Below are 25,407 nucleotides of genomic sequence, written 5' to 3'. Positions count from 1 at the left end.
CGGGGAAGGTCGGGCACACCGGCGGGGTCGCCCGCCGGGGGCGCGGCCGGGATGGCGGGGATCGCCGCACCGATCGGACCACCATAAACGCTCTTGGAGTCGATGTCGCATGAGCGCACCGCGTTTCACGGGGTTCCCGGCGAATCGTGATCGTCAGATGGTGCGGAGCAGGTGGAATGGGGTCCTCGGACGGATCGTGACCCCCGGGGCGGTCAGGACGGAGGGACGGTGGCCGTCCCGCCGTCCTCGCGGTTCCGCGCCCGTTCCCCCGGCCATGCCGTACCTGAGCGCGCCGTACCGGGGGAGAGCCTGTCACGATGCTCAGAGGCAGGGGTTGGTGTTGGCGTCGATCACGTCGCCCTTGATGCTGTCCGGGATCTTGATGGGGGACGCGACGCCCTTCCAGTCGGCGCCGATGATCAACTGGATCACCGGGCCCTGGCCGTCCGTTCCCGTCGCCCCGGTCGTGGTCGTGCCGGTGGTGCCGCTGGTGTCGGCGGCGGTCGTCGTGCCGGGCGTCGGGGTGGTGGAGGGCGCGTACGGCTTGGTGCTGCCGGGCTTGACCTTGCCCCCCTCCGGCTTGACCTTCTCGTCGTTGAGCAGCTTGGCGGCCACGGGAGCGGCGTAGTCGGCGCCCTCCTGGGCGTTCTTGGCGTACAGCACCTTCGTCTTCGGCTGGTCGGCGCCGTTGGACAGCCGGGCGTCGCCCACCTCGGTCACCGTGAAGCCCTGCGCGGTCAGCGCGTCCGCGACCTCCTGGGCCCTGCCCGAGGTGTTGGTGCCGTTGAGCACCTGGATCCTGATCTGGGAGGGCTTGATCGCGGGTTTGGCCGGGGCGGCGGTCTGATTGCCGCTCGCCGAGGGTTTCGGCGTCGCGGTCGGCTGTACCTCGATGTCGCTGCGGATCGCGGCGAACAGTTGGTCGGCCTTCGGCTGGGCCCACTCGACCCGGCCGGGGTCGGGCGCGTAGGGCTTCCACGGCACGGTGACGGACTTCAGGCCCTTGGCGTTCAGCGACGCCGCGCTCTGCGCGATCTCCAGCAGGCGCCCCGTGGTGAGGTTGCGGTCCATCGTCACCGAGGAGGTCGCGGCGTTGAGGAAGGCGGTCAGCTTGGGGAGGCTGGTCAGCAGGTCGGAGCTGGTGGCCTTCTTCATCACCTGGGTGAGGAAGACCTGCTGACGCTTGATCCGGCTGATGTCGCTGCCGTCGCCGAGCGTGTAGCGGGCGCGGACGTAGGCCAGGGCGGTCTCGCCCTTCACGACGTGCTTGCCCTTGGTCAGGTTGAGCTTGGCCTTCTTGTCCATCACGTCCTTCGGCAGGCAGATCTCGATGCCGCCGAGGGCGTCGATGATGCCCTTGAACCCGGAGAAGTCGACCTTGACGAAGTGGTTGATGTGGATGTTGGTCAGCGTCTCGATGGTCTTCCACGTGCAGGCGATGCCGCCGTCGTTGAAGGTCGCGTTGATCTGCCGCAGGCCCGCCGGGATGAGTGCCTTGGTTTTGGGGTTCTGGCACTGGGGCGCCTGGACCATCGAGTCGCGGGGAAAGCTGATCAGGGTCGCCTTGTCGCGGTTCGGGGAGATGTGCAGAAGGATGATCGTGTCGGTCCGCTCGCCTGTCCCCTGCAGGTGCTGGCCGTACTTCTTGTTGCCCGCGCCGTCGCGGCTGTCGGAGCCGACGACGAGGACGTTGAGCGCGCCGGTCTCCGGCGGGCGGTTCGCGCCGAGCTTGTCCTCGACGTCCTCGCGGGCGATGTTGCCCTCGATGTCCCGGTAGAACTTGTATCCGGTGAGGGTGCCGACCACCATAACGCCCGTCAGCGCGATGCTGACCCAGGCGCCGACACCGAGCCGCTTGGCCTTGCCGTCGGAGGAGCCGGAGCCCCGGGACCGCCTCGAGCCGCCGGGTCCCCGGGGAGGCTCCTCGTAGAGAGGGGAGACCTCCTCCGGCGCCCCGCCGTCCCGGCCCGCTCGCCGGGACGCCCTGCGGCCCGGAACGGTCGGTTCGGCGGTGCGATCGCTCACGGCGACGTGCCGGTGGTCGCTCATGCGATCTCCTTGCTCGGCGGCAACGCCCGCTGTCCCAGCTCGCTCATTGCGCCCAAAGAGTAGGTCACGAGGTCCGTACCGGGAGCCGTGATGATGCGAACTTGGTCATGACCGCCCCCCGCAGCCTCCGTGATGATCCGGCGGCCCAGCATACTCAAATACGGACATTTCTTGGAATGTTACTGAAAGAAGGTTTACTTGCTGCGAGAGCGGCGGCTAGACAGGCAGCCGGTACGGCGGGCAGTACGTACCGGTAGTCGAACTCCGCGACCGCCGCGGGTATGACGAGCAGCACCACCGCCGTCGTCCAGGGGAGCAGCCACTCCGCCGAGGCCGGACGCACCCGCCTGACCGGCAGCGGACGCAGCCGCCGGACCCCCGCGACCACCGGTGGGACGAGCAGGATCACCAGAACCGCCGCACCGGGCAGGCTCACGACGCGCTGGTACGCCCGCATCCAGCCCGCGTACGGCTCGACGATCCTGGTGCCGATCGGCCCCTGCTCGTAACGCTGGGCGAATCCGGCACCCACCAAGGCCGGGTAGCGCCCCGGCGGCGCCGGAGGAGTCGAGGGGAACTGGTAGTAGTCGTAGATCTCCTGGTCCGGGTAGACAGGGCGGTCCAGGGTGAAGGAACGGCCGAGCTCGGACAGGACCGAGCCCAGGTAGCCGAGCGGCTGGCTCCGGATGGCCAGCGAGGCGAACTCCGCGGCCAGCGCGTCGTTCTCCCGGGTGAAGGTGATGCCCGGCAGTTTGACCAGCGGGGAGTCCTGACTCCAGATGTACTCCTGGGAGGGGGGCCGCAGGGCGGGCGGCCGGGGGTCGCAGAGCACGGCCAGGCCGGGACGCGGCTTCATGACCGCGCAGTCGGCGAAGGTCATCGTCTTCGCGTAGAGGAAGGCGCCGTTCGCGCCCACCAGGCCGATCCGGTGGTAGGTCGCGTAGAACCAGGCGCCGTACCCCAGGATCGGCAGCGTCGCCGCGGCCAGCATCACCGAGGCCGCCGCCACCCGGCCCCGCGCCCGATAGAGCAGCCAGGCTCCGAAGAGTGCGACAAGCGGTAGCCCGACGGTCCTGGTCAGCGTCGCCGCTGCCAGCAGCAGGCCGATCCCACACGCCCGCACCACCCACGCCCTGCCGGGTCCCGAAGCGCCAGATCCCGAGGTGACGGGTCCCGGTACGGCGGGGCCGGAGACCGCGAGGCAGACCGCGGACAGCACCAGCGCCGCGAACAGAGTGTCGGAGACCAGCAGGTGCTCCAGCTCTATCTGGTAAGCGTCCAGTAGGGAGGGCACACAGGCGAGCACCGCGGCCCAGCCGGGCGCGCGCAGCCGTCGGGCGGTGAGGTAGACCAGCACGCCCACCAGGAGCCCCAGCAGGTGCTGGACCACCGCGACGAGGGCGAAGCTGTGGAACGGTTCGAGCAGCCGCAGGAACATCGAGTATCCGGCGGGGCGGACCAGGTCAGGCCTGGGCCGCAACGCGGTGACGATGTAGGTGTAGGAGTCGGGGAACCAGAGCACGGGCCGGTAGCCGAGCATGGTGACCACCCGCAGGACGATCCCGAGGCCCAGCACCCCCAGGAACCACCGGTGCCGCCGCACTGTCCCGTCCAGCACCGCGGGGGGACGGCGCCGCCGTCCCTGCCCTCCCGGCCCCTCGGAGGACCGGCGTCGCCGCCGCTCCCGCCCTCCCGGCCCCCCGGGGAACCATCGATGTCGTCGCGCCCACCCGATCACTTTCCGCCCCCTTCGCGCGCTGCGCGTACGCTACCGGCTCCACCTGGGCCGTCGCGCGCCCCTTCGCCGCCGACGGGTGCTGCCACTACGCTCAGGGCAGCTATGAGGATCGGCTGGTCGGATCGCACACGCAGGCCCTCGGCGGGCAGGATGCTCGCCGTGCTGTCCGCCGTGCCCGCGCTCGTGCTGGCCGGCTGGCTGCTCGCCGGGCTGCCGCTGCTGCTGCTCGGCGTGTTCAGGCCGGTCGCGGCGCTGCCGCTCGGCCTGCTCGCCGCCGTGCTCCTGTGCCGGTACGGCCTGCGCCGCCTGCCGGAGACGGTCGAGGCGACGGCCAGGCAGACGGGCGCCGTGGTCGCCATCGCCCTGGGCTCGGCGGTCTTCAACGGCCTGTTCGGCAGCGAGCAGCTGATCGTCCGCCGCGATCCCGCCACCTACGCGCAGTACGCCGTCTGGCTGGCCGGGCACGGCTCGCTTCCCATCCCCTACCAGGAGGCGGCCTTCGGCGGCGCCGACCCGGCGCTGCGCTTCGACAGCATGGGCTTCTACGACTACGGCGGCGCGGTCGTGCCGCAGTTCATGCCGGGCCCGCCGATGATCCAGGCGCTCGGCCACTGGCTGGGCGGCCTGACCGGGCTGCTGCTGGTTCCCGCGGTGCTCGGCGCCCTGGCGGTGCTCGTCCTGTCGGGACTCGTCGCCAGGCTCGTTGGCGCCCGCTGGGCCCCGCTGGCCGCGCTGGTGTTCGCGGTCAGCATGCCGATCCTCTACACCTCGCGCACCACCTTCAGCGAGCTACCGTCCCTGATCATGCTCTTCGGCGGCCTCGTCCTGCTGTACGACGCCCGAGTCAGGCTCCGCTCCGGCGTCACCGGGCTCGGTTATCTGCCGCCCGTTCCCTCGGGGGAGCAGCCTGGCCTGATCCGCGCCGCCCAGTCCTACGGCGCCGTCGCGGGCGCCGACCTCGCCGGTCTGGTGTTCGGGCTGGCCATCCTGATCAGGATCGACGGCCTGCGCGACATCCTTCCCGTGCTCGTCTACGCCGGGCTGCTGATCGCCATGCGCAGGGCCGACGGCCGTGAGGAGGGGCGACTCGGTGTCCCGCTGCTCTGCGGGCTCGCCGTGGGAACCGGGCTCGGACTCGCCGCCGCCTACTTCCTGGCCAGGCCGTACCTGACCTACCTGTCGGGCTCGATCAGGCCGCTGCTGGCCATCTGCGGGGCGGTCCTGGTGCTCACCCTGATCGCCGCGGCCCTGACTCCGGTGCTGGCGCCCGCGCTGCGACGGGTCGTGCGGGTCCGGTGGCTGCCGGAGATCGCCGCGGGCCTGGTGGTGCTGGTCATGGTGGCCTTCGCGGTCAGGCCGTGGCTGCAGACCGTGACCCGGCTCCCCATGACCCCCGACGACGTGCTGAACGCCGGGTTCATCGAGCGGACCCAGGAGTCGAACGGGCTGGCGACCGACGGCAGCAGGCTCTACTACGAGGAGTCGCTCTACTGGGTGATCTGGTACGTCGGGATACCGGTCGTGGTGCTCGCCACGCTGGCCGCGGCCCTGCTGACGCGCAGGCTGGTCAGGCGGCGCGGGTTCGGCTGGCTGCTGCCGCTGGCCGTCGTCGGCTGGACCACGGTCGCCACGCTCCTGCTGCCCTCCATCACCCCCGACCATCCGTGGGCCTCCAGACGGCTCGTCCCCATCGTCATCCCCGGCCTGATCCTGCTCGCGGTCTGGGGCCTGCGCTGGGTCAGGGAGAAGGCACGCAGGATGGGGTACGGCCAGGCGGTGCAGAACGGCCTGGTCGCCGCCGGCGCGCTGCTGCTGCTCATCCCTCCCGTGATCACCTCGGCGGGCACCGCCTTCACCCCCGTCGAGCGCGGCGAGCGGGCGGCGGTCGAGGCGCTGTGCGCGGCCATCCCGCCCCGTGCCTCGGCGCTGATCGTCGAACGGGTCACCGGTGACCGGCTCACCCAGGTCGTCAGAGGGACCTGCGGCGTGCCGACCGCCAGGGTGGTCTTCCGCCAGGGCGCGGACATCCCCGACCCGGCCGACGTCACCCGCCTGATCGACCGCGTCCGCTCGACGGGCCGCGTCCCGGTGCTGCTCGCGGTCAGAGGCGACCAGCTCGCCCCGTACGGCGAGCCGGTCCAGGTGATGAAGCTCCGAGCCCGCCAGGACGAGCGCTCCCTCGTCGACCCGCCCAACGGCACCTGGTCCATGGCCGTCGACGCCTGGATGACCGTCCCGGACGAGTCTCCACTGTCCTGAGCTCGCCCCTTTCCGCCGCGAAGCCGCGCCGTGAAGGAGACGAAGGCGGCTGTGGATAACGGTTTCGTCCCGGGTTCCGCTTCGCGGGCCCACCCGCCGAACGGTGATCGAATCCGTGATATCCATTCCTGGCTGTTGGTGGAAATATCTGGTTATCACTGTGGGTGACGCATTGGACGCGATGGATCGGGTGAACGGTTCGGGCGATGGGCGGACGCGGGCGGGAGCCCGTCGCGCCCTGCTGTGCGGTGTGGCGGTCGCCGCCGCACTGCTGGGAGCCGTGGGAACCGCCCAGGCCTCCCCATCCCCTTCGGCACGGCCGCACACCGCGCAGTCCTCGTCCCCGGACGGCCCCTGGGCGGGCGGCCAGAAGTTCTCCCCGCCACCTGCGGGCCCGTGGCCCGGCGGCGGAGGGTTCACCGTCGCCCTGTGCTGGGACAATGCCTTCTGGGAGGAGTGCCACAAGCGGGCCGTCACCGCCGAGCAGCGGCGCGCGATCGAGGCGAGGCTGCGGGCGATGCCCCAGGTGGCGGATGTGAGGTTCCGGTCCCGCCAGGAGGCGCTTGAGGAGTTCAGGGAGCGGTTCGCCGACGACGAGATCATGCTCTCCGTCATGCAGGCCAAGGATCTGCCCGAGTCGTTCCAGGGCACGCTCCGCAGCCGGGCCGACATCAACCGGTTCGGTCCCGCCCTCGTCCAGATGCCGGGCGTCGCCTACGCCTACGGCTACGGCCACAACTTCTGGGTGGGGAAGGCTGACGTCTCCGTCGCGCTGTGCGAGGAGAAGAGCTGTGAGGGGCGCGGGCCCGCCACGCCGCAGGAAAGGAAGGCGGTCGAGGCCAAGCTGGCGAACATGCCGGAGGTCGAGCGGGTCTACGTCGAGAACGCCGCGCACCACCGGCGGGTTGAGTCGTTCCGGTGGGCGAAGACCGGCCTCCACCTGGAAATGTCCGCGCCGACGTACTACGTCAAACTCGTCGACCCGGAAGACGCCCGTCTGTTCACGGAAACGATGAAGCGGCTGCCGGGTGTCGGATGGACCGCCGATGTCATGGACGCGGACTGAGCCGCCTGTGGACCCCGTGAATAAGTGAAGTGGATTCGGCCTCCTGCTGGGCAGAGTATCCTCGCCCGACGTGAGCACGCCCGAGACGCCGAAGAGTGGAACCGCTGTGGACGCAACGCCGTACGTCACCATCGTCCTGCCCTGTTACAACGAGCAGGACCATGTCATCGACGAGATCGAGCGCATCTGCGAGGCCATGGACCGCAGCGGTTACACCTATGAGCTCGTGGCCGTCGACGACTTCTCGACCGACCGGACCCTGGCCAGGCTGCAGGAGGCCGCGCCGCGCTTCCCGAACATGCGCATCCGGGCCTTCCACCGCAACGGCGGCTCGGGCACGGTGCGCAGGATCGGTACCCAGGAGGCCAACGGCGAGATCGTCGTGTGGACCGACGCGGACATGACCTACCCGAACGAGCGCATCCCCGAGCTGGTCGAGATCCTGGAGAAGGACCACACGATCGACCAGGTCGTCGGCGCGCGGACCACCGAGGAGGGAACACACAAGTTCCTGCGGGTCCCGGCCAAGTGGTTCATCCGCAAGGTCGCCGAGCGCCTCGCCGGTCAGAAGATCCCCGACCTCAACAGCGGGTTGCGGGCGTTCCGCAAGTCGGTCGCCAGGCCGTACCTGCGGCTGCTGCCCCCCGGGTTCTCCTGCGTCACCACGATCACGCTGTCGTTCCTGTCCAACCAGCACGACGTCTACTACCTGCCGATCGAGTACAGCAAGCGGGCGGGCAAGTCCAAGTTCAGCTTCATCTCCGACGCCTACCGCTACATCCTGCAGGTGCTGCGGATGGTCATGTACTTCAACCCGCTCAAGGTCCTCATGCCGCCCGCGCTCTGGCTGGTCGGCATCGGCCTGGTCAAGGGCGTCGTCGACATCGTCCGCTACGGGTTCTACCTGACCAGCAACACCATCGTGATCTTCCTGTCCGGCCTGCTCATCGGCTCACTCGCGCTGCTCGCCGACCTCATCGTGCGTTCCAGGAGCGAGTAGATGCGCATCGCGATCGTCGGGCCCGCCCATCCCTACAAGGGCGGCGGGGTCGCGCACACGACCGAGCTGGCCCACCGCCTGCGCGACGCGGGGCACGACGTGCTGATCGAGTCGTGGCGGGCGCAGTACCCGTCCTTCCTCTATCCGGGGCAGCAGACCGTGGACACCCCGGACGGCGCCCCGTTCCCCAACGTCCTGCGCGACCTCGACTGGCGCCGCCCGGACGGCTGGGTGCGCGCCGGGCGCCGCCTCGCCAGTGCCGACCTGGTGATCCTCGTCGTGCTGAGCCCCGTTCAGGTGCCGCCCTACCTGGGCATCCTGTACGGCCTGCGCCGCAGGACCCGGGTCGTCGCCCTGTGCCACAACGTGCTGCCCCATGAGCGCAAGCCGTACGACGCGCCGCTGATGAGGGCGCTGCTGCGCAGGGTCGACGGGGTGCTCGCCCACTCGGAGCCGCAGGCCGCGCTGGCCCGCGGTCTCGGTCCGGCCCCGGTGACGGTCGCCGAGATGGCGCCGCACCTGCCCGCGGCCCTCCGCGGGCGCGGCGAGGCCGTCAGAGCGGCCGGGAACGGCGCGTCAGGTGGGAACGGCACATCCAGCGAGGACGGTGCGTCAAACGAGGACGGCACATCAAGCGAGGGCGGCGCGACAAGCGGGGACGGCGCCGCGGTGGCGAACCGGCTGCTGTTCTTCGGCCTCGTCCGTCCCTACAAGGGCCTCGACCTGCTGATCCGCGCGCTGCCCGAGGGCGTTTCGCTGCGGGTCGCCGGAGAGTTCTGGGGCGGGCTTGAGGAGACGAAGGCACTGGTCGCCGAGCTGGGCCTGACCGGCAGGGTCGAGTTGCGCCCCGGTTACGTGGCCGACGGCGAGGTGCCGGAGCTGTTCGCGGACGTGGACGCGCTGGTCCTGCCGTACCGGAGCGGGACGGCCAGCCAGCAGGTGTGGCTCGGCCACGAGCAGGGCGTTCCGGTGATCGCCAGCCGGGTCGGGACGCTCGGCGACCACGTCACCGACGGCGTCGACGGCCTGCTGGTCGAACCGGGCTCCGCCGAGGGTCTGCGGGCCGCGCTGAGCGCGTTCTACCGGCCCGGCGAGCCGGAGCGGCTCCGCGCGGGGGTCAAGGCCGTCGACCCCGCCCCCTACTGGGCGTCCTACCTCAAGGCGCTGGTGCGGGACTGACCTTACCCGGCGGTAGGGTCCGTGCTCGCCGGTACCCTTGGGCGTCAAGGCGGAACATCACAGGGCTTCACGGAACATCGTGGACCAGCGTGGACCAGCATGGAACAGCGCGGAACATCGCGGGCATGGCCGGATGCGCCGCCAAGGCCGGTGACGAACGTTCGCTGACCAGTGTGAACCAGCATGAATCCATACGACCCGGCGCGGCCCGGCGATCTCGACGAGGAGTGGTGAGCGGGCGATGGGCGACGGCAGGCGGGTTGCGCAGCTGGAGTACTCCGAGTTCCAGGCGGCCATGCTGGACGAGGAGAAGCGCCGTCGCAAGGCCGCGAAGATCGTGGCGGTGCTCGGCCACTTCCTCGGCAGGGACGAGAGGGTCCTGGAGGGCCTGACGGTCGCCGACATCGGATGCTCGGCCGGGTTCATCGCCGACGAACTGGCCGCGGCGGGCGCGAGCAGGACGTTCGGCGTCGACATCGACGTGCCGGGCCTGCGCAAGGCGGCGGCGCGGTTCGGCGAGCGGGTCGACTTCGTCTGCGCCGACGGCACCGCGCTGCCCTTCCCCGACGGCTCCGTCGACGTGCTGGTCTTCAACCACATCTACGAGCACGTGGTCGACCCCGACGCGATCATGGCGGAGATGCGCCGGGTGCTGGCCGACGACGGCGTGCTCTACCTCGGCCTGGGCAACCGGCTCGGGGTGATGGAGCCGCACTACAAGCTGCCGTTCCTGTCCTACCTGCCGCCCGCGCTCGCCGACCGTTACGTCCGCCTCTTCGGGCGGGCCGACAGCTACTACGAGCGCTACCGGACCCGCAGGGGGCTGCGCAGGATGGTGCGGGGTCTGCGGGTGTGGGACTACACCTTCCCCGTGCTCGCGACCCCGGCGGCGTTCGCCGGATCCGAGCTGTTCCCCGGCGCGGTCGGCAGGGCGGCGGAGGGCGTGCTGTCCCGGCTGCCCAGGGCCGTCCTGCAGGCGCTGCTTCCGGTCGTGCCGACCTACCTGTGGGTGGCGACCAAGAGCACCCGGCGCCCGGCGGGCGCGTCGCTGCCGCAGCCGCCGGAACCGGTGCTTCCCCGATGAGGCGGCCGATCGTGCGGCGGCCTGCCGGGAAACGACCGTCTTTGACGCGGGCGGCCGGGAAACGACCGGCCCCGGGGCAGGCGGCCGGGGAGCGCTCGGCCGGGAAACGGCGGGTCTCGTGAAACGGCTGGTCCGTGTCGGCTTCCTGCTCGTCGCGCTCGGCTTCGGCGCGTGGGCGGTCGCCAGACAGTGGGACGCCGTCCGCGCCGGGTTCGCCCTGCTGTCCTGGCAGGCGCTCGCCCTGTCGCTGCTCGCCGTGGTCGCCGCGCTCTGCGGCGGCATGATGACGTGGCGGGCGCTGCTGGCCGACCTCGGCTCGCCGCTGCCGTTCCGTTCCGCGGCGAAGGTCTTCTTCGTCGGCCAGCTCGGCAAGTACATCCCCGGCTCGCTCTGGCCGGTCCTCGCCCAGATGGAGATGGGCAGGGAGCTGGGCGTGCCCAGGTCACGCAGCGCCGCCGCGTTCTTCCTGACGCTGCCGGTACAGCTCGGCAGCGGGCTGGTGATCTCGGGGGTGACGCTGCTGGCCGCCATGCCCGGGTCCGCGGCGCCGTACGCCTGGGTGTTCCTGCTGATCCCGGTGCTCGCGGTGATCTTCGAGCCGCGGGTGATCAACGGGATCCTCGGGTTCGGCCTGCGGAAGCTGAAGCGTGAGCCGCTCGAACGCCCGCTCACCCGCACGGGCATGCTCACCGCGCTGGGCTGGGCGCTGCTCGGCTGGACCGCGTACGGCCTGCACCTGGCGGCGATCATCCACGATTTCGGACTCTCCGGTGTCTCGGTGGCCGTGTTCTCCGTCGGGGCGTTCGCGCTGTCCTGGTGCCTGGGCATCATGACGTTCGTGGTCCCCGCGGGGGCCGGGGTGCGCGAGGTGGCGATGGTGGCCGTGCTGGCGCCCGTGCTGAGCCAGGGACAGGCGATCGCGGTCGCGCTCTGCTCCAGAATTGTGATCATTGTTGGTGATCTCGTGTGCGCCGGTGCGGCGGGGTTCGCCGCTCGTCATGACGTCGATCCCACGCGCGATCAAACAACGGGAAAACCCGTGTGATTTGCCCCACGTTTTCGGAGGTCCCCGCAATAGAGTGAGGGGGAAATGGGACAACAATCCCGCGTGGACCCTGAGGGGGAGTGATCGTTCTTGACGCCCCGAGTGCTCGTCGACGCGGCCGCGGTTCCGGCTGATCGCGGTGCCTTGATCAGATATGTCGACGGACTTCTCTCCGCGTTGGACAGGGCGGGCGCCGACCTGGCGATCGTGTGCCAGCGCGCCGACGCCGAGCGCTACGCGGCGCTCGCCCCCTCCGCCAGGATCATGCCGGGCCCGCTCGGCATCACCAACCGGGCCGCCAGGCTCGCCTGGGAGCAGACAGGGCTCCCCGTCCTCGCCCAGCAGGCGGGCGCCCAGGTGATTCACGCGCCCTACTACTCGATGCCGCTGCGCTCCGGGCTGCCGACCGTGGTCACCGTGCACGACGTCACCTGGTTCACCGAGGCCTTCCAGCACGGCGCGGTCAAGGCCTCCTTCTTCCGTTCGGCGACCCGCACCGCCGTCCGGCACGCCGCGAGGGTGGTCGTCCCCTCGAAGGCGACCAGGGACGAGCTGGTCAGGGTGCTGGCCGCGGACCCGACCAGGATCGACGTCGCCTACCACGGGGTCGACCCGCGGCTGTTCCACCGCCCCTCCGCGAGGGAGATCGGGCACGCCGCCGACAGGCTCGGCCTGCACGGCACGCCATATGTTGCCTTCCTCGGCCCGATGGAGCCTCGTAAGAACCTGCCGAACCTGATCAGGGGCTTCGCGCGGGCCGTGCACGACCTGCCCTTCCCTCCCGCCCTGGTGCTGGCCGGGGGCGTCCACGAGGTCGACGTCGACGCCGCGATCGAGGAGGTGCCCTCGGGCGTCCGGGTCGTCCGCCCCGGTTACCTGGCCTTCACAGACCTGTCGGGCTTTCTCGGCGGCGCGCTCGTCGCGGCCTTCCCCTCGCGAGGTGAGGGCTTCGGGCTTCCCGTGCTCGAGGCCATGGCCTGCGGCGCGCCGGTGCTCACCACGCACCGCACCTCGCTGCCCGAGGTCGGCGGCGACGCGGTCGCCTACACCGAGCCGGACGACACCAGCATCGCCGAGGCGCTGCGCGCTCTGCTGACCTCGCAGGAGCGCCGTGACATCCTGTCGGAGGCGGGACAGGCCAGGGCGAAGGAGTTCACCTGGGAGGCCTCAGCGGAGGCGCATCTGCTGTCGTATCAGCGGGCCCTTGATTAACGGACAATCAATCTGCTTCCAATTAATGACCTAATCAGCACGCCGCTGAACAGTGAGCTAATCTCGCGGGATGATGGAGACCCCTTTGCCGGCACTTGAGGCGATTCTTCTTGTCGGAGGACAAGGAACGCGACTGCGTCCGCTGACCCTGGGCACGCCGAAGCCGTTGCTGCCCACGGCTGGGGTTCCCTTCCTCGCCCACCAGCTCGCGAGAGCCCGCTCGTTCGGCGTGCGGCGCATCGTGTTCGCCACCTCCTACCGGGCCGAGATGTTCTCCGAGGCATTCGGGGACGGCTCGGCGTTCGGGCTCTCGCTCGAATACATGACCGAGGAGACCCCGCTCGGCACCGGCGGCGCCATCAGGAACGCCGCGGACGCGCTGACCTGCGGCCCCGACGCCCCGGTGTTGGTGCTCAACGGCGACATTCTGTCGGGCCACGACATCGCCGACCAGGTCGCGACGCACGTCGCCAGGCGGGCCGCCGTCACCCTGCACCTGACCGAGGTGGAGGACCCCTCGCGGTTCGGCTGCGTGCCGACCGATGAGAACGGCAGGGTGACCGCGTTCCTGGAGAAGACGCCGAACCCGGTCACCAACCGGATCAACGCGGGCTGCTACGTCTTCACCCGCTCGGTCATCGACGCGATCCCGGCGGGCGAGGTCGTCTCCGTCGAACGGGAGACCTTCCCCGGCCTGATCGAGGACGGCGCCCTGGTCCTCGGCTACGCCGACGCCTCCTACTGGCTCGACGTCGGCACGCCCGCCGCGTTCGTCCAGGGCTCCCGGGACCTGGTCCTCGGCCGCCTGGCCTCGCCCGCCCTGCCCGGCCCCACCGGCGACTTCCTCACTCTGCCCGGAGCCGTCGTCTCCGTGGAGGCGAAGGTCGACGGCGGCTCCGTCGTCGGCGCCCGCGCGGTCGTCGAGTCGGGCGCGCAGGTCTCCGGCAGCGTGCTCGGCGACGACTGCGTTATCCGCGCGGGGGCGTCCGTGGTCGACTCGGTCGTCGGCATCGGCGCCGAGATCGCCTCGGGCGCGGTTCTGCGTGACGTGGTCATCGGCGACGGCGCGGTGGTCGGGCCACGCAACGAGCTCCTGGCGGGCAGCCGTGTCTGGCCCGGGGTTGTGCTTCCCGAGTGCGCCGTCCGCTTCTCCAGCGACACCTGACCGCCCCACCACGCGGAAGTCACGTTTCACGAGTTTGTGGGTTGTTTTGTGAAAGAACGGGCCTGGCGGCCGGACAGGCCGCTCGACCTCAGGCTGACCCTCCAGCCGCTACGGCATGGCGGGACGGACCCCGCCTGGCGGCGCACCCCGGATGGCGCGGTCTGGCGCACCTGCAGGACCCCGGACGGGCCGGGCACGATACGGGTCGCCCTCGCCGCCGACGGGCACGTCACCGGCGCGGCGTGGGGGCAGGGGGCCGAGTGGCTGCTGGAGACGCTGCCCGCGCTGCTCGGGGCGGACGACGACGTCTCGGGGTTCGTGCCGGAGCACGACGTGGTACGGCACGCGGCGAAACGCTACGAAGGACTCAGGATCGGACGGACCTTCCGGGTGTTCGAGGCACTGGTGCCCGCCGTGCTCGAGCAGAAGGTCGTGAGCGAGGAGGGATGGCGGGCCTGGCGGTGGCTGCTGCACCGGTACGGTGAGCCCGCCCCGGGACCCGTCCCCGAGGGGATGCGCGTCTTCCCCGAGCCCGAGGTCTGGCGGTCGATCCCGTCGTGGGACTGGCACAGGGCGGGGGCAGAGGCCGTACGGGCCAGGACGATCGTGAACGCCGCCCGGCACGCCGCGAAGCTTGAGGCGGCCGAGGGCAGTGCCGCCGCGGACCTGCTGCTGCGGGCGCTGCCGGGGATCGGGGTGTGGACGTCGGCGGAGATCCGCCAGCGCTCGCACGGTGACGCGGACGCGCTCTCCGTCGGCGACTACCACCTGCCCTCGCTGGTCGGCTGGGCGCTGACCGGCCAGCGGGCCGACGATGCGGGCATGCTGCGGCTGCTCGCCCCCTACCGGGGGCACCGCCATCGGGTCAGCAGGCTGCTGAAGTTGGGCGGTGCGAGGCCGCCGGCCCGCGGGCCGCGGATGAGCGTGCGGGACTACCGTTCGTTCTGACCCGCACTCTTGCGCGGCTTTCGAGGCCTTCCTGTCTTTCCCGGAAACCGCGGTCCTTCGTGGGGCGCCAGTCGCGGCCGTCGCGCGTGTCGGCTCCGATCAGCGGGGCCAGCGCGGAGACGGCGAGCAGGGCGAGGAGGAACCAGATCATTTTTGACTCCTGGAGTCTCTGCGGAGGGTGTTCGGGGGATGACTCAAGTATATGTAGGTGCATTAATTTACGTCTATCGAGATTTCCTTGAGTGCACGGTTAAGCAGAGCTGAAGCTTCCGGCGATGATCCGGAGCGGCGATCCGGTACCCCCCTGACCCGCTCACTCCGAGCCGGGTCGTAATGTGCCGTCATGAGCGTCAACCCCACCGACAGCGCGATGCGCAGGGCCCTGGCCCGCGCCCGTGACGGCAAAGCTCTTGATCTCACCGAAGCAACCGTTCTCCTGCACGCCAGAGACGAACACCTCGACACCCTGCTCCAGCACGCGGGACGGGTCAGGGACGCGGGACTTGAGGCCGTCGGACGGCAGGGAACCATCACCTACAGCCGTAAGGTCTTCATCCCGCTGACCCGCCTCTGCCGCGACCGATGTGGGTACTGCACGTTTGCGACCGCTCCGCACAAGCTGGAAAGCATGTTCCTGAGCCCCGACGAGGTGCTGGAGATCGCCAGGCAGGGCGCGGCCATGGGGTGCAAGGAAGCGCTGTTCACCCTGGGCGACCGCCCAGAGGACCGCTGGTCCCAGGCTCGCGAGTGGCTGGACGCGCACGGCTACGACGACACGCTGTCCTACGTCAGGGCGATGGCGATCCGGGTGCTTGAGGAGACCGGGCTGCTGCCGCACCTGAACCCGGGCGTCATGACCTGGCGCGACCTCCAGCGCCTCAAGCCGGTCGCGCCGTCGATGGGCATGATGCTGGAGACGACCTCGCGGCGCCTGTTCGAGGTCAAGGGCATGCCGCACTACGGCTCGCCCGACAAGGACCCCGCCGTACGGCTGCGCGTGCTGGAGGACGCGGGCCGCAGCAACGTGCCCTTCACCAGCGGCATCCTCATCGGCATCGGCGAGACCGTCGAGGACCGGGCCGAGTCGCTGTTCGCGCTGCGCAAGGTGGCGCGTGAGTACGGCGGGCTCCAGGAGATCATCGTCCAGAACTTCCGCGCCAAGCCCGACACCGCGATGCGCGGCATGCCGGACGCCGACCTGCAGGAACTGGCCGCCACGATCGCGGTGACCCGGCTGGTTCTGGGCCCCAAGATGAGGGTGCAGGCCCCGCCGAACCTGGTCGACTCCGAGTACGACCTGATGATCAGGGCCGGGATCGACGACTGGGGCGGTGTCTCACCCCTGACGCCCGACCACGTCAACCCCGAGCGGCCGTGGCCGCAGATCGAGGAACTGGCCGCCCGCACGGCCGCCTCGGGGTTCACCCTGCGCGAGCGGCTGACCATCTACCCCGAGTTCGTGCTGGCGGGCGAGCCCTGGCTCGACCCCCGCCTGCACGCCCATGTCGCCGCCCTCGCCGATCCCGAGACGGGCCTGGCGCGCGAGGACGCCGTCCTGACCGGACGCCCCTGGCAGGAGCCCGACGGTGGTTTCGTCTCGGCGGGCCGCGTCGACCTGCACACCGCCGTCGACACCGAGGGCCGCACCGCCGACCGCCGTGACGACTTCGACAACGTCTACGGAGACTGGGAGGCCCTCAAGGAGCGGCTGCCCGCGGCGACCGCCCCCGCCGCACTGGTCGGGGAGGTCGGGGAGGCGCTGCGGCAGGCCGCCGCCGACCCGGCGAGGCTCACCGAGGCTCAGGCGCTCGCCCTGATCGACGTGGCGGGCGACCAGAACGGCGTGGGCGCCGACGACGCGGCGCTGGAGGAGCTGTGCCGGATCGCCGACGACCTGCGCAGGCAGGCCGTCGGCGACGACGTGACCTTCGTGGTGAACCGCAACATCAACTTCACCAACGTCTGTTACACCGGGTGCCGCTTCTGCGCGTTCGCGCAGCGCCGTACCGATGCCGACGCCTACACCCTGAGCCTGGAGCAGGTCGCCGACCGGGCCTGGGAGGGCTGGCAGGCCGGGGCGACCGAGGTGTGCATGCAGGGCGGCATCCACCCCGACCTGCCGGGTGACGCCTACTTCGACATCGCCAGGGCGGTCAAGGCCAGGGTGCCGGAGATGCACGTGCACGCCTTCTCCCCGATGGAGGTCATCAACGGCGCCAGCCGTACGAACCTGTCCATCGAGGACTGGCTGGTCGCGGCCAGGGAGGCGGGGGTCGACTCGCTGCCCGGCACCGCCGCCGAGATCCTCGACGACGACGTGCGCTGGGTGCTGACCAAGGGCAAGCTGCCGGCCAGCGAATGGATCGAGGTCATCTCGACCGCGCACCGGGTCGGCATCCCGACGACCTCGACGATGATGTACGGCCACGTGGACACCCACGCCCACTGGGTGCGGCACATTCAGCTGATCCGCCGCATGCAGGAGGAGACCGGCGGTTTCTCCGAGTTCGTGCTGCTGCCGTTCGTGCACCACAGCGCGCCCATTTACCTGGCCGGGATCGCCAGGCCGGGACCGACGGCCAGGGAGAACCGCGCGGTGCACGCGCTGGCGCGGATCCTGCTGCACGGCGCGATCGACAACATCCAGTGCTCGTGGGTCAAGCTCCAGGACGACCTGTGCCGCCAGGTGCTCCAGGGCGGGGTCAACGACCTGGGCGGCACGCTGATGGAGGAGACGATCAGCCGGATGGCGGGCTCGGAGAACGGCTCGTTCAAGACCATCACCGAGCTCGGCGAGATGGTCGCCCCCACCGGTCGGCGCATCCGCCAGCGCACCACCGGGTACGGCACGCCCGACGCCGAGCGATTGGAAGCCTCGGCCGCCAGCGACGGCGTCTGCCGCAGCGTCCGCGGCCTGCTCCCCCTCGAACAGGTCTGACGGTAGCGCCTCAGCAGCGTGGGCCGCGCGAACCTTTCGCGCTTCGCGCGGCCCACGTCCGTACTCCGCGTTCTTGAGGTGGGAGGTGTGCTCCGACCACGCAATGGTTACACTTATTACAGTTATCTGCCTGGGAGGGGTCGTGGCACGTACCGGGGTACTCGCTCATGCCGCTCGCGTCGAGGCTGACAGTGATGACCGTAAGCTGCTGGCCCATCTTGAGAACGTAGCCGAGCAGGCGCAGTTGATACTGCGTTCGTCCGACGGGTGTGACATCGTGCTGCCCCGGCCGCTTCTCGGCCTCGTGCTGGCCGCCGCCCATGACCTCGCGAAGGGCAACGCCGTTCTCGCCCTTCCCGTGGAGACGCGACTGACCCCCAACGAGGTCGCCCAAATGCTCGGCTTGTCGCGGCCCTTCGTCGCCCGTCTGCTCGACGAGGGGGAGATTCCCTCCCAGCATCTGCCCGACAGCCGTCATCGCCTGGTCCGCCTTACGGATGTCCTGGAGTTCCAGGCTCGCCGCGAGCGGCGCGCCGAGGGCCGTCGCAGGATCATTGAGGCTGCCGAAGAGGCGGATCTGCCTTACTGACCTGCGGGAGTGCTCAGCCGATGGCGAGAGTTTTCGTCGACACCAACGTGCTGTTCCCTTTCTCGTTGATGGATCTGATGCTCGCCCTGACCGAGGACGCCGTCCACACCGTGGTCTGGAGTGATCACCTGCTGGAGGACTGGAGGAGTGGGAACGGGTCATCGTGCGTGAGGGGCGGCGCTCCGCCCCCGCGGCGGCACGTATCGGCGGAGTGATCCGTGAGTTCTTCGCCGACTCCCATGTTCCAGAGGATGATTACAAGTATCTGCTCCACCACATGGAGGGCCCGGATCCGGACGACTGTCACCACATGGCCGCAGCCATCGCGGGCCATGCCCGGACCCTGGTCACCTGGAACCTCGCGGACTTTCCCGCCACCTTCTTGAGTCGGTACGGGGTGACCGTCACCGACCCCGACACGTACCTGTGCTCGTTGCTGAGTCAGAGTCCTCGCGAAGTGATGGACGTTCTGGCCCGGGTGGCGGCTGGAAAGAGGCGCCCGCCCATGACCGTTCTGACTGTCGTCGACGCGCTGGACAGAGCCGGGGTGTCCCGCTTTGCGGGACGTATCCGTGGACGTCTGCCCGCCGTACTGGATGAGTGCTGAGCGCACTGGTTCCTTCCTGAGGCGGGGGCGGAAGGACCGTGTAGCGATCACTCACACGCCGGGCTGGGCAAGGCGAGCCACCATGATGGCGGTCATCTCCTCTTCGGTGGTCAGCTCGCCTCGTGCCTCGGCGGAGGTGGCCTCGACCAGGTCGGCACGCATCTCCGGGGCGGCGAGGGTCTTCAGCATCTCCTGAAGAGACTCACGCTCGGCCACGGACACGATCCCAGCGTGCGGTCGTCCATTCCGGGTGAGGATGAAACGGTCGTGCTCGCGGGGGCGCCCGGTCAGCGAGCTCTGCCAGCCGGTCCTTGGCTTCGCTGATCGGAATGATGTCCACGGTGACCATGATGCCGGTCCGGCCGGGACATCGGCCAAGGTTCTGGACTCTGTGAGCGCGGAGCATCGTGCTCGACCGGCTGACCCGGGAGGCCGACCAGATGCCCCGGTGGTTTCGTCCCTGGCTGGACTTCGAGACACCGGCCCGGCGGCTGGTCACCGCCAAAGGTTCTCGGCGTGGCAGCGAACTGTCCGGCACGCGTGGGACGATCCCGGGACAAAAGGCAGAATCTCCGCGTCCCGGGGTGGACCTGCGGCCTTCTGCGAGGACGTTCTGTATGGGTATGCGCCTTTGATTCCTGCCCTTTGATCCCTTGTGGTTCGGTCATGCCGTACGGAGCATCCACCCGCATCACACGGTCCATCGGGCGCCCGGCTCCCTGCACCCAAGAGTGTCGTCCGGTGCGGCTACGGTTTCCCGCATGAGCATTGATTCCGTCTCCGAGTTACTGCCCTTCGCCGACGCCGACGCCGACGCGCGCCTCGGCGGTGCTCTCTCGTTCTGCTTCCAGGGCAGCTACGAGAACGTCCTGCTCTTCGACGGCGACCTTGTGCTCGACGTGCTCGACGGGGACTTCCTGGAGTCCGTCGTCGCGGCGGACGGGCAGGAGGCCGACATCATCGCGGTCGCCGGAGACCTCACGGTGACCGGGCAGATCGCCCTGTACGAGTACACCCCGGGACTCTACGTGGGCGGTTTCACCCGCGCCGAGACCCTGGAAGGCGGCGACTGCGAGATCTACGTCAAAGACGGCGCCTTCACTCATCTCGTCTACGGCTACTACAACGACGGCACTTTGGAGACCGGTGAGATCGAGACTCCATGGGTGATCAACTCAGACCACGACCTGCGGGTGAACGCCCCCGGCGCCTACCGGGTGGACAACATGGATTACGTCGACGACGCGGACTTCTCTAGAGAGAACATCGCCGCGTCGTTCGTCGCCGAGGTCGTCGACTCCGAGTACGACTCGATCATCGTCCACAAGTTCCTCGACCGGCTGCGGGCCGGACTCCCTGTCCTGCTCCCCGGCGCCCGGAGCCTTCACGGCAAGCCTCGACAAGGTCTCCCGCACCCGTGATGCCCGCGCGACCGGGCTCCACCTGACAGAGGGCAGGCTTAAGGCGTTCCCGCGGAGATTCTCAACCTTCCATGGCCTTCCGTGGCTGTGCGTGCTCATCCTCGACGGCAAGGACATCGGGCCGCCGCCCGACGGAATCGGCACGCTGACGGAGCTGGAGCACCTGTCCGTCCGCGAGTGCGGCCTGGCCGCCTTGCCCGCCCCGGCCGCGGCCTGACGAGGCCGCGTGTCCTGAACGTCGCCGGGAAAATGACGTACGACTTCTCGGTGGATCCGTCCCGAAAGCCGATCCCCCTGCCCGACGCCGTCGGCGGGCTGGTGAACCTCGAAGAACTCGATGTCTCCGGGGTTGTCGGCGCAGCAGCACGGGTTTGGTGGCCGGCGGACCGAACACGCGACAACCCCGGGGCGAGAAGGCTGCGGGTGCTGGTCCACGTCTTTGCCATAAAGTTTTATGTCACGGAAATTCGGATATTCGATGCTGACTTCCGGATAAGGCGGCGGCGTACGCGGTTTCCCGGGCTGCGGAGGCCTTCTTTCGTCGAAGAGCGTCGATGGCTCCACAGTATGTTCACAGTGTGTGAACTCCCGCTATTTTCGATGACTCTCCGGAGTAATCTCCTGTTCGTCGTCGCGGAGATGCCGCGCGAGGCTCCGCCCATTGCCTACATCGATTCCCAGAGCACCGAGGATCGGGTGAGCGATAGGCCGGAGGAGGTGAAAAGCTTAATATGCAGACATGGCGTGATCAGGGCCGACGCCCTGCCACGACGCGAGTCACTCGGCCTCATCAAGGAGACGATGCGCAGATGGACGATCTGACCCGCGAGCTTTCCGTTGCCCGGTGGCGTAAGTCCAGCCTGTCCGGCGGCGACGGAAGCAACTGCGTCGAGGTCGCGGTCCTTTCCGGGGGACGTCGTGCCGTCCGTGACACCAAGGACCGTTCCGGCCCGGCCCTCGTCCTCACCGCCGACGCCTGGTCCGCCCTCACTGTCGCCATCAAAACCGGGTGTCTTGGCTGACCACGGCTGGGAGGAAGGCGCCCTCACCGGCCGATCAGGTGACGCCACCACGAACTTCTTGGCCGTCCGGTGGCGCGGGCGAGCCTGAGGTTCTCTCGTACCATCCGCGTGGTCGGATGGGTGCTACCCAGCACTCGCCTGACGTCCGGCAGTATCCGCTCGTACAAGGTAATGGCCTCCTCTTCCCGTCCCGCTGCCCAGTAGGCGAGGGCGAGGTTGTTGCGGGTGACCAGGGTGTCGGGGTGATCAGCTCCCTGCACCCGTTCGCAGTCGGCCGTCGTCTTCTCGAACAGGGAAATGGCCTTGTCCGTCTGCCCAGTCGCCTGGTAGGCGAGGGCGAGGTTGTTGCGGCCGATCAGGGTATCGGGATGGTCGGTGCCAAGCATCCGCTGCCGACCGGCCAGCACCTGCTCGAACAGGGGGAGGGCCTGCTCCACCCGCCCCGCTGTCCGGTAGGCGAAGGCCAGGTCGTGGCGGCTGCCCAGGGTGTCGGGATGGTCGGCGCCCAGTGTTCGCTCGCAGTCGGCCATCGTCCGCTCGAGCAGGGGGATGGCCTTGTCCGTCTGCCCGATCACCTGGTAGGCGTCCGCGAGGTTGCCGCGGATGACCAGGGTGTCGGGGTGGTCGGCGCCCTTTACCCGCTCGCAGTCGGCCACCGACTGCTCGAAGAGGGGGATGGCCTGCGCCCGCTGCCCTGCCTCCTGGTAGGTGATGGCGAGTCTGTTGCGGGCGGCCAGGATGTCGGGGTGGTCGGCGTCCAGCGTTCGTTGCTGGCTGGCCAGCACCTGCTCGATGAAGGGGATGGCCTGCCTCGCTCTCCCGGTCGCCCGGTAGGCGTCCGCCAGGCTGCGGCACGCGTCCAGGGCGGTGGGATGGTCGGCGTCGAACTCTCGTCTGAGAAACGCCATCGACTGCTCGAGCAGGGGGATGGCCTTGTCCGTCTGCCCGGTCGCCTGGTAGGCCTTCGCGAGGCTGTGGCGGTTGGCCGCGGTGAAGAGAGGGGTGACGCCCAGTGCTCGCTTGCAGTCGGCGACCACCCGCTCGAACAGCGAGATGGCCTGCTCCATCTGTCCCGCCTCCTCGTAGGCGCTGGCGAGGTTGCTGCGGCCGCCCAGGGTGTCGGGATGGCGGGCACCCTTCACCCGTTCGCTGTCGGTGACCACCTGCTCGAGCAATGGGATGGCCCGCTTCGTCCGTTTCGCCGATATATAGGCGTTCGCGAGGTTGTTTCGTCTGACCAGGGTGTCGGGGTGGTCGGCGCCCAGTGCTCGCTTGCTGTCGGTGACCACCCGCTTGAACAGCGAGATGGCCTGCTCTATCTGTCCCGCCTCCTCGTAGGCGCTGGCGAGGTTGTTCTGGCTGTTCAGGACGACGGTGTGGTCGGCGCCCAGTACCCGCTTGCCGTCGGCGACCACCCGCTCGAACAGCGGGATGGCTTTGTCCAGCTGCTGGGCCGCGGCGTAGGCGCCGGCGAGGTTGTAGCGGCTGGACAGGGTGTCGGGATGGTCGGCCCCCAGCACCCGCTCGCAGTCGGCCACCGCTCGCTCGAGCAGAGGAATGGCCTGTCCCGGCTGCCCCGCCTGCAGGTGGGCGAGTGCGAGGTTGTGGCGGGCGGCCAGGGTAGAGGGGTGGTCAGGGCCCAGTGTTCGCTCGTGTTCGGCCAGCGCCCGTTGGTGCAGGGCGATGATCGATTTCGATGTGCTCATGATCGCCTCCCCGCCGCGTTGCCGTCGGCCCAGGGGAACGTCGCTGTACGCACTGTCTCTGGCGACATGATCGAGGCCGCGGAAAGCCGACCCCTACGCGATGATTTTCGCGGATCCGTCATGGTTTCATCTTCGATGCGAATACCGGCCGGCGGGAGTGGTGATGCTAAATAGCAATAAATCACTATAAAGGGACACGGCGTAATGCTGTAGCGATTTGTGGCATAAATGCGAAGGGTGAGATGGAGGGGGCCGGAAATGCGTTTGCTTGTCGGCGTCATCGCTCGTTGATCGGAGGTCGCCCATGAGATGGTCCGTCGACGTCGTCTGACGGTGGTGTCGTGAAGCGTTCGCCGCCACCGGTGAGGATCGATGAGGGAAGTGAGGGATAGGTCGGAGGAGGTGAAAAGCTTAATATGCAGACATGGCGTGATCAGGGCCGACGCCCTGCCATGACGCGAGTCGCTCGGCCTCATCAAGGAGACGATGCGCAGATGGACGATCTGACCCGCGAGTTTTCCGCCGCCCGGTGGCGTAAGTCCAGCCTGTCCGGCGGCGACGGAAGCAACTGCGTCGAGGTCGCGGTCCTTTCCGGTGGGCGTCGTGCCGTTCGTGACACCAAGGACCGTTCCGGCCCGGCCCTCGTCCTCACCGCCGACGCCTGGACCGCCCTCACCACGGCGATCAAGGACGGCCGTCTCGGCTGACGGCGACGTGAGCGGACTTCCCCGGCCGGGATCGCCGGGCGGGGCCGACGGCCGGGGAGAACCACGCTGTGCGGGGGATTAGTCGGCGACCGGGTGGCGGCCGTACGGGTTCGGCGGTCTTGTCTCGGAAGGCGAAGACGTTCTCACCGGCCGATCAGGCGACGTCACGAACTCCCTGGCCGACCGGCGGCGCGGACACGCTTGAACGCCTTTATCGCCGCCCGCGTGACCGGATGCTTGACGCCCAGCATCAGCCTGGAGTCCGCCAGCACCTGCTTCAACAGAGGGATGGCCCGGTCCGCGTCTCGGGTCGACCAGTAGGCGAGGGCGAGGTCGAGGCGATTGGCCAGGGCATAGGGGTGGTGGGAGCCCTGTACCCGTTTACGGTCGGCCACCGTCTGTTCGAACAGCGGGATGGCCTGTTCCACCCGTCCGGCCGCCTGGTGGGCGGTGGCGAGATTGAGGTGGGTGAGGGGGGGATTACCAATGCCTCTCTCTCGTGTTTGGTGTGGCCCGTAATGTGTGCGTGGTCAACCGATCACCTTGTCCAGGAAGCCGGACAGGTTGGCCGCGGTCCGCTCGATCTGCTCCTCCAGGGTGAGCGACTCGTGCAGCCGTCCGCCGGGCCCGACCTCCTTCTTCCCGCGCAGGTAGAGCGAGCAGGCCAGGTCGGTGCAGATGTAGGCGCCCACCGAGTTGCCCTGCTGGCCGTCCCGGCCCGCCCTGCGCGCGGTCAGCAGCGAGACGCCGTCTCCGGTGTGCATGGTCAGGCAGAACGAGCACATGCTGCGTCGCACGTGCCCGGCGTGCGGTACGGCCTGCCGCAGCGCGACCCCGACGAACCCGTCGCCGGACTCGGCGACCAGGTAGCCCCGTTCCGGTGAGGCGGGGTCCCGCCACCCGAGGAAGTCCAGGTCGTCCCAGGGCCGGGTGGCCAGATCCCTGGGTACGGCCAGCCGCTTCGCCTCCCCTTTGGTGCAATTGACGAACGACGCGCGGATGTCGCGCTCGGTAACTGGTCTCATAGATGGGGAAGTTAGCTTCCCTAGGACTATTAAGCAAACACTTAAAGCCTCTAAGTACGTGAGAAGGGTGGCACATGGCACGCGCGGGGGTGACCGCCGAACGCCTGACCCTGGCGGCGGCGGACCTGGCCGACGAGGTCGGCTTCGAGAAGGTGACCGTCTCGGCGCTCGCGCGCAGGTTCGGCGTCACGGACGCGAGCCTGTACTTCCACATCAAGAACGCGCAGGACCTGCGGGTGAGGGTGGCGATGCTGGCCCTGGCCGAGCTCGCCGACAGGGCCGCGGCCGCGCTGGTCGGCCGCGCGGGCAAGGACGCGCTGGTGGCCTTCGCGAACGCCTATCGCGGCTACGCGAAGGAGTATCCGGGGAGATACGCCGCGATGCGGCTCGAACTCGACCCGGAGACGGCGGCCACCAGTGCGGCGGCCAGGCACTCGGAGATGACGCGGGCGATCCTGCGCGGCTACGACCTGCCGGAGCCCGCGCAGACGGACGCGGTACGGCTGCTGCACAGCACCTTCCACGGATACGTGAGCCTGGAGGTGGCGGGCGGGTTCCGTTACTCGGGCTCGGTGGAGACCTCGTGGTACAGAATCCTCGACGCCCTCGACGCCCTCCTCAAGAACTGGCCGTCGGCCTGAAAGCCG

Annotated in this window: 24 protein-coding genes; 18 read left to right on the top strand and 6 right to left on the bottom strand. The window is 69.4% G+C overall.

Translation table 11 applies throughout. The features are described from left to right. Positions 1-321: 321 nt before the first annotated feature. Positions 322-2,049 carry an LCP family protein gene (locus AB0395_RS19010; RefSeq protein ID WP_366282188.1) on the bottom strand — a complete coding sequence of 576 codons (1,728 nt, stop codon included), beginning with the start codon at positions 2,047-2,049 and terminating at the stop codon, positions 322-324. A 154-nt stretch (positions 2,050-2,203) separates the two neighbouring features. Further along, the gene (locus tag AB0395_RS19005) at positions 2,204-3,667 is read right to left on the bottom strand and encodes a hypothetical protein (protein ID WP_366282187.1); all 1,464 of its coding nucleotides are present in this window, start codon (positions 3,665-3,667) and stop codon (positions 2,204-2,206) included. A gap of 222 nt (positions 3,668-3,889) precedes the next feature. Between AB0395_RS19005 and AB0395_RS19000 the strand changes: the two genes are divergently transcribed. The 12 genes from AB0395_RS19000 to AB0395_RS18945 all read left to right on the top strand — a co-directional run bounded on the left by AB0395_RS19000 (position 3,890) and on the right by AB0395_RS18945 (position 18,879). Then, positions 3,890-6,046, top strand: coding sequence for a hypothetical protein (locus AB0395_RS19000; protein WP_366282186.1), 2,157 nt, complete (start codon positions 3,890-3,892; stop codon positions 6,044-6,046). Between the two features lie 160 nt (positions 6,047-6,206). After that, complete coding sequence (locus AB0395_RS18995; protein ID WP_366282184.1) at positions 6,207-7,112, top strand: permease-like cell division protein FtsX; 906 nt, start codon at positions 6,207-6,209, stop codon at positions 7,110-7,112. 70 nt (positions 7,113-7,182) lie between these two features. Further along, complete coding sequence (locus AB0395_RS18990) at positions 7,183-8,112, top strand: glycosyltransferase family 2 protein (RefSeq protein WP_366282182.1); 930 nt, start codon at positions 7,183-7,185, stop codon at positions 8,110-8,112. Continuing rightward, a complete protein-coding gene (locus AB0395_RS18985; protein ID WP_366282180.1) occupies positions 8,113-9,291 on the top strand; it encodes a glycosyltransferase family 4 protein in 1,179 nt (392 codons plus the stop codon). A 241-nt stretch (positions 9,292-9,532) separates the two neighbouring features. Further along, on the top strand, positions 9,533-10,375 hold the full coding sequence (locus AB0395_RS18980) for a class I SAM-dependent methyltransferase (protein WP_366282178.1): 843 nt from the start codon (positions 9,533-9,535) through the stop codon (positions 10,373-10,375). Between the two features lie 118 nt (positions 10,376-10,493). Further along, positions 10,494-11,420 carry a lysylphosphatidylglycerol synthase transmembrane domain-containing protein gene (locus tag AB0395_RS18975; protein WP_366282176.1) on the top strand — a complete coding sequence of 309 codons (927 nt, stop codon included), beginning with the start codon at positions 10,494-10,496 and terminating at the stop codon, positions 11,418-11,420. Between the two features lie 144 nt (positions 11,421-11,564). Then, complete coding sequence (locus tag AB0395_RS18970; RefSeq protein ID WP_366282174.1) at positions 11,565-12,632, top strand: glycosyltransferase family 1 protein; 1,068 nt, start codon at positions 11,565-11,567, stop codon at positions 12,630-12,632. A gap of 70 nt (positions 12,633-12,702) precedes the next feature. Further along, a complete protein-coding gene (locus AB0395_RS18965; protein WP_366282172.1) occupies positions 12,703-13,797 on the top strand; it encodes an NDP-sugar synthase in 1,095 nt (364 codons plus the stop codon). A gap of 48 nt (positions 13,798-13,845) precedes the next feature. Next, positions 13,846-14,745 (top strand): DNA-3-methyladenine glycosylase 2 family protein, encoded by a 900-nt coding sequence (locus tag AB0395_RS18960; protein WP_366282170.1) that lies wholly within the window; start codon positions 13,846-13,848, stop codon positions 14,743-14,745. A 343-nt stretch (positions 14,746-15,088) separates the two neighbouring features. Beyond that, complete coding sequence (locus AB0395_RS18955; protein ID WP_366282169.1) at positions 15,089-17,683, top strand: bifunctional FO biosynthesis protein CofGH; 2,595 nt, start codon at positions 15,089-15,091, stop codon at positions 17,681-17,683. A 142-nt stretch (positions 17,684-17,825) separates the two neighbouring features. After that, a complete protein-coding gene (locus tag AB0395_RS18950) occupies positions 17,826-18,272 on the top strand; it encodes a helix-turn-helix domain-containing protein (protein ID WP_366282167.1) in 447 nt (148 codons plus the stop codon). A 163-nt stretch (positions 18,273-18,435) separates the two neighbouring features. Continuing rightward, positions 18,436-18,879: a PIN domain-containing protein gene (locus AB0395_RS18945; protein ID WP_366282166.1), complete on the top strand. Its 444-nt coding sequence runs from the start codon at positions 18,436-18,438 to the stop codon at positions 18,877-18,879. Between the two features lie 51 nt (positions 18,880-18,930). Here AB0395_RS18945 and AB0395_RS18940 read toward each other — a convergent pair whose 3' ends face one another. After that, a complete protein-coding gene (locus tag AB0395_RS18940) occupies positions 18,931-19,359 on the bottom strand; it encodes a type II toxin-antitoxin system prevent-host-death family antitoxin (RefSeq protein WP_366282164.1) in 429 nt (142 codons plus the stop codon). A gap of 281 nt (positions 19,360-19,640) precedes the next feature. On the opposite strand from AB0395_RS18940, the gene AB0395_RS18935 reads away from it, so the two are divergent. The 4 genes from AB0395_RS18935 (at position 19,641) to AB0395_RS18920 (ending at position 21,322) form a co-directional block, all read left to right on the top strand. Further along, positions 19,641-20,300, top strand: coding sequence for a hypothetical protein (locus tag AB0395_RS18935; RefSeq protein ID WP_366282162.1), 660 nt, complete (start codon positions 19,641-19,643; stop codon positions 20,298-20,300). A 91-nt stretch (positions 20,301-20,391) separates the two neighbouring features. After that, positions 20,392-20,517, top strand: coding sequence for a hypothetical protein (locus AB0395_RS18930; RefSeq protein ID WP_366282160.1), 126 nt, complete (start codon positions 20,392-20,394; stop codon positions 20,515-20,517). Positions 20,518-20,549: 32 nt separating this feature from the next. Then, a complete protein-coding gene (locus AB0395_RS18925) occupies positions 20,550-21,122 on the top strand; it encodes a hypothetical protein (RefSeq protein WP_366282158.1) in 573 nt (190 codons plus the stop codon). Further along, positions 21,110-21,322, top strand: a complete 213-nt coding sequence (locus AB0395_RS18920) for a DUF397 domain-containing protein (protein WP_366282156.1) — start codon at positions 21,110-21,112, stop codon at positions 21,320-21,322. The genes AB0395_RS18925 and AB0395_RS18920 overlap by 13 nt, the downstream gene beginning before the upstream one ends. Positions 21,323-21,345: 23 nt before the next feature. On the opposite strand, the gene AB0395_RS18915 is transcribed toward AB0395_RS18920, so the two are convergent. Continuing rightward, positions 21,346-23,028, bottom strand: a complete 1,683-nt coding sequence (locus AB0395_RS18915) for a tetratricopeptide repeat protein (protein ID WP_366282154.1) — start codon at positions 23,026-23,028, stop codon at positions 21,346-21,348. A gap of 494 nt (positions 23,029-23,522) precedes the next feature. Here AB0395_RS18915 and AB0395_RS18910 point away from each other — a divergent pair, with 494 nt between their 5' ends. Next, positions 23,523-23,735: a DUF397 domain-containing protein gene (locus AB0395_RS18910; RefSeq protein ID WP_366282152.1), complete on the top strand. Its 213-nt coding sequence runs from the start codon at positions 23,523-23,525 to the stop codon at positions 23,733-23,735. Between the two features lie 164 nt (positions 23,736-23,899). On the opposite strand, the gene AB0395_RS18905 is transcribed toward AB0395_RS18910, so the two are convergent. Then, positions 23,900-24,223, bottom strand: coding sequence for a tetratricopeptide repeat protein (locus AB0395_RS18905; protein WP_366282256.1), 324 nt, complete (start codon positions 24,221-24,223; stop codon positions 23,900-23,902). A 42-nt stretch (positions 24,224-24,265) separates the two neighbouring features. After that, positions 24,266-24,760: an FBP domain-containing protein gene (locus AB0395_RS18900; RefSeq protein ID WP_366282150.1), complete on the bottom strand. Its 495-nt coding sequence runs from the start codon at positions 24,758-24,760 to the stop codon at positions 24,266-24,268. Positions 24,761-24,834: 74 nt separating this feature from the next. Between AB0395_RS18900 and AB0395_RS18895 the strand changes: the two genes are divergently transcribed. Beyond that, entirely contained in the window at positions 24,835-25,401 is a 567-nt protein-coding gene (locus tag AB0395_RS18895; RefSeq protein WP_366282148.1) for a TetR/AcrR family transcriptional regulator, read from the top strand. Positions 25,402-25,407 lie beyond the last annotated feature (6 nt).

The organism is Streptosporangium sp. NPDC051023, assembly GCF_040689595.1.
Taxonomy (GTDB): Bacteria; Actinomycetota; Actinomycetes; order Streptosporangiales; family Streptosporangiaceae; genus Streptosporangium.
Note: the sequence above shows the minus strand (reverse complement) of the source record. Positions and strands in the feature narration are given on the sequence as shown.

What these genes read in the sequence shown, in the direction of transcription:
- AB0395_RS18965 (WP_366282172.1), top strand. Translation starts at nt 12,703, where the DNA reads ATGATGGAGACCCCTTTGCCGGCACTTGAGGCGATTCTTCTTGTCGGA.
- AB0395_RS18895 (WP_366282148.1), top strand. Translation starts at nt 24,835, where the DNA reads ATGGCACGCGCGGGGGTGACCGCCGAACGCCTGACCCTGGCGGCGGCG.
- AB0395_RS19010 (WP_366282188.1), bottom strand. Translation starts at nt 2,049, where the DNA reads ATGAGCGACCACCGGCACGTCGCCGTGAGCGATCGCACCGCCGAACCG.
- AB0395_RS19000 (WP_366282186.1), top strand. Translation starts at nt 3,890, where the DNA reads ATGAGGATCGGCTGGTCGGATCGCACACGCAGGCCCTCGGCGGGCAGG.
- AB0395_RS18920 (WP_366282156.1), top strand. Translation starts at nt 21,110, where the DNA reads ATGGACGATCTGACCCGCGAGCTTTCCGTTGCCCGGTGGCGTAAGTCC.
- AB0395_RS18910 (WP_366282152.1), top strand. Translation starts at nt 23,523, where the DNA reads ATGGACGATCTGACCCGCGAGTTTTCCGCCGCCCGGTGGCGTAAGTCC.
- AB0395_RS18985 (WP_366282180.1), top strand. Translation starts at nt 8,113, where the DNA reads ATGCGCATCGCGATCGTCGGGCCCGCCCATCCCTACAAGGGCGGCGGG.
- AB0395_RS18925 (WP_366282158.1), top strand. Translation starts at nt 20,550, where the DNA reads ATGACGTACGACTTCTCGGTGGATCCGTCCCGAAAGCCGATCCCCCTG.
- AB0395_RS18935 (WP_366282162.1), top strand. Translation starts at nt 19,641, where the DNA reads ATGAGCATTGATTCCGTCTCCGAGTTACTGCCCTTCGCCGACGCCGAC.
- AB0395_RS18900 (WP_366282150.1), bottom strand. Translation starts at nt 24,760, where the DNA reads ATGAGACCAGTTACCGAGCGCGACATCCGCGCGTCGTTCGTCAATTGC.
- AB0395_RS18915 (WP_366282154.1), bottom strand. Translation starts at nt 23,028, where the DNA reads ATGAGCACATCGAAATCGATCATCGCCCTGCACCAACGGGCGCTGGCC.
- AB0395_RS18980 (WP_366282178.1), top strand. Translation starts at nt 9,533, where the DNA reads ATGGGCGACGGCAGGCGGGTTGCGCAGCTGGAGTACTCCGAGTTCCAG.
- AB0395_RS18955 (WP_366282169.1), top strand. Translation starts at nt 15,089, where the DNA reads ATGAGCGTCAACCCCACCGACAGCGCGATGCGCAGGGCCCTGGCCCGC.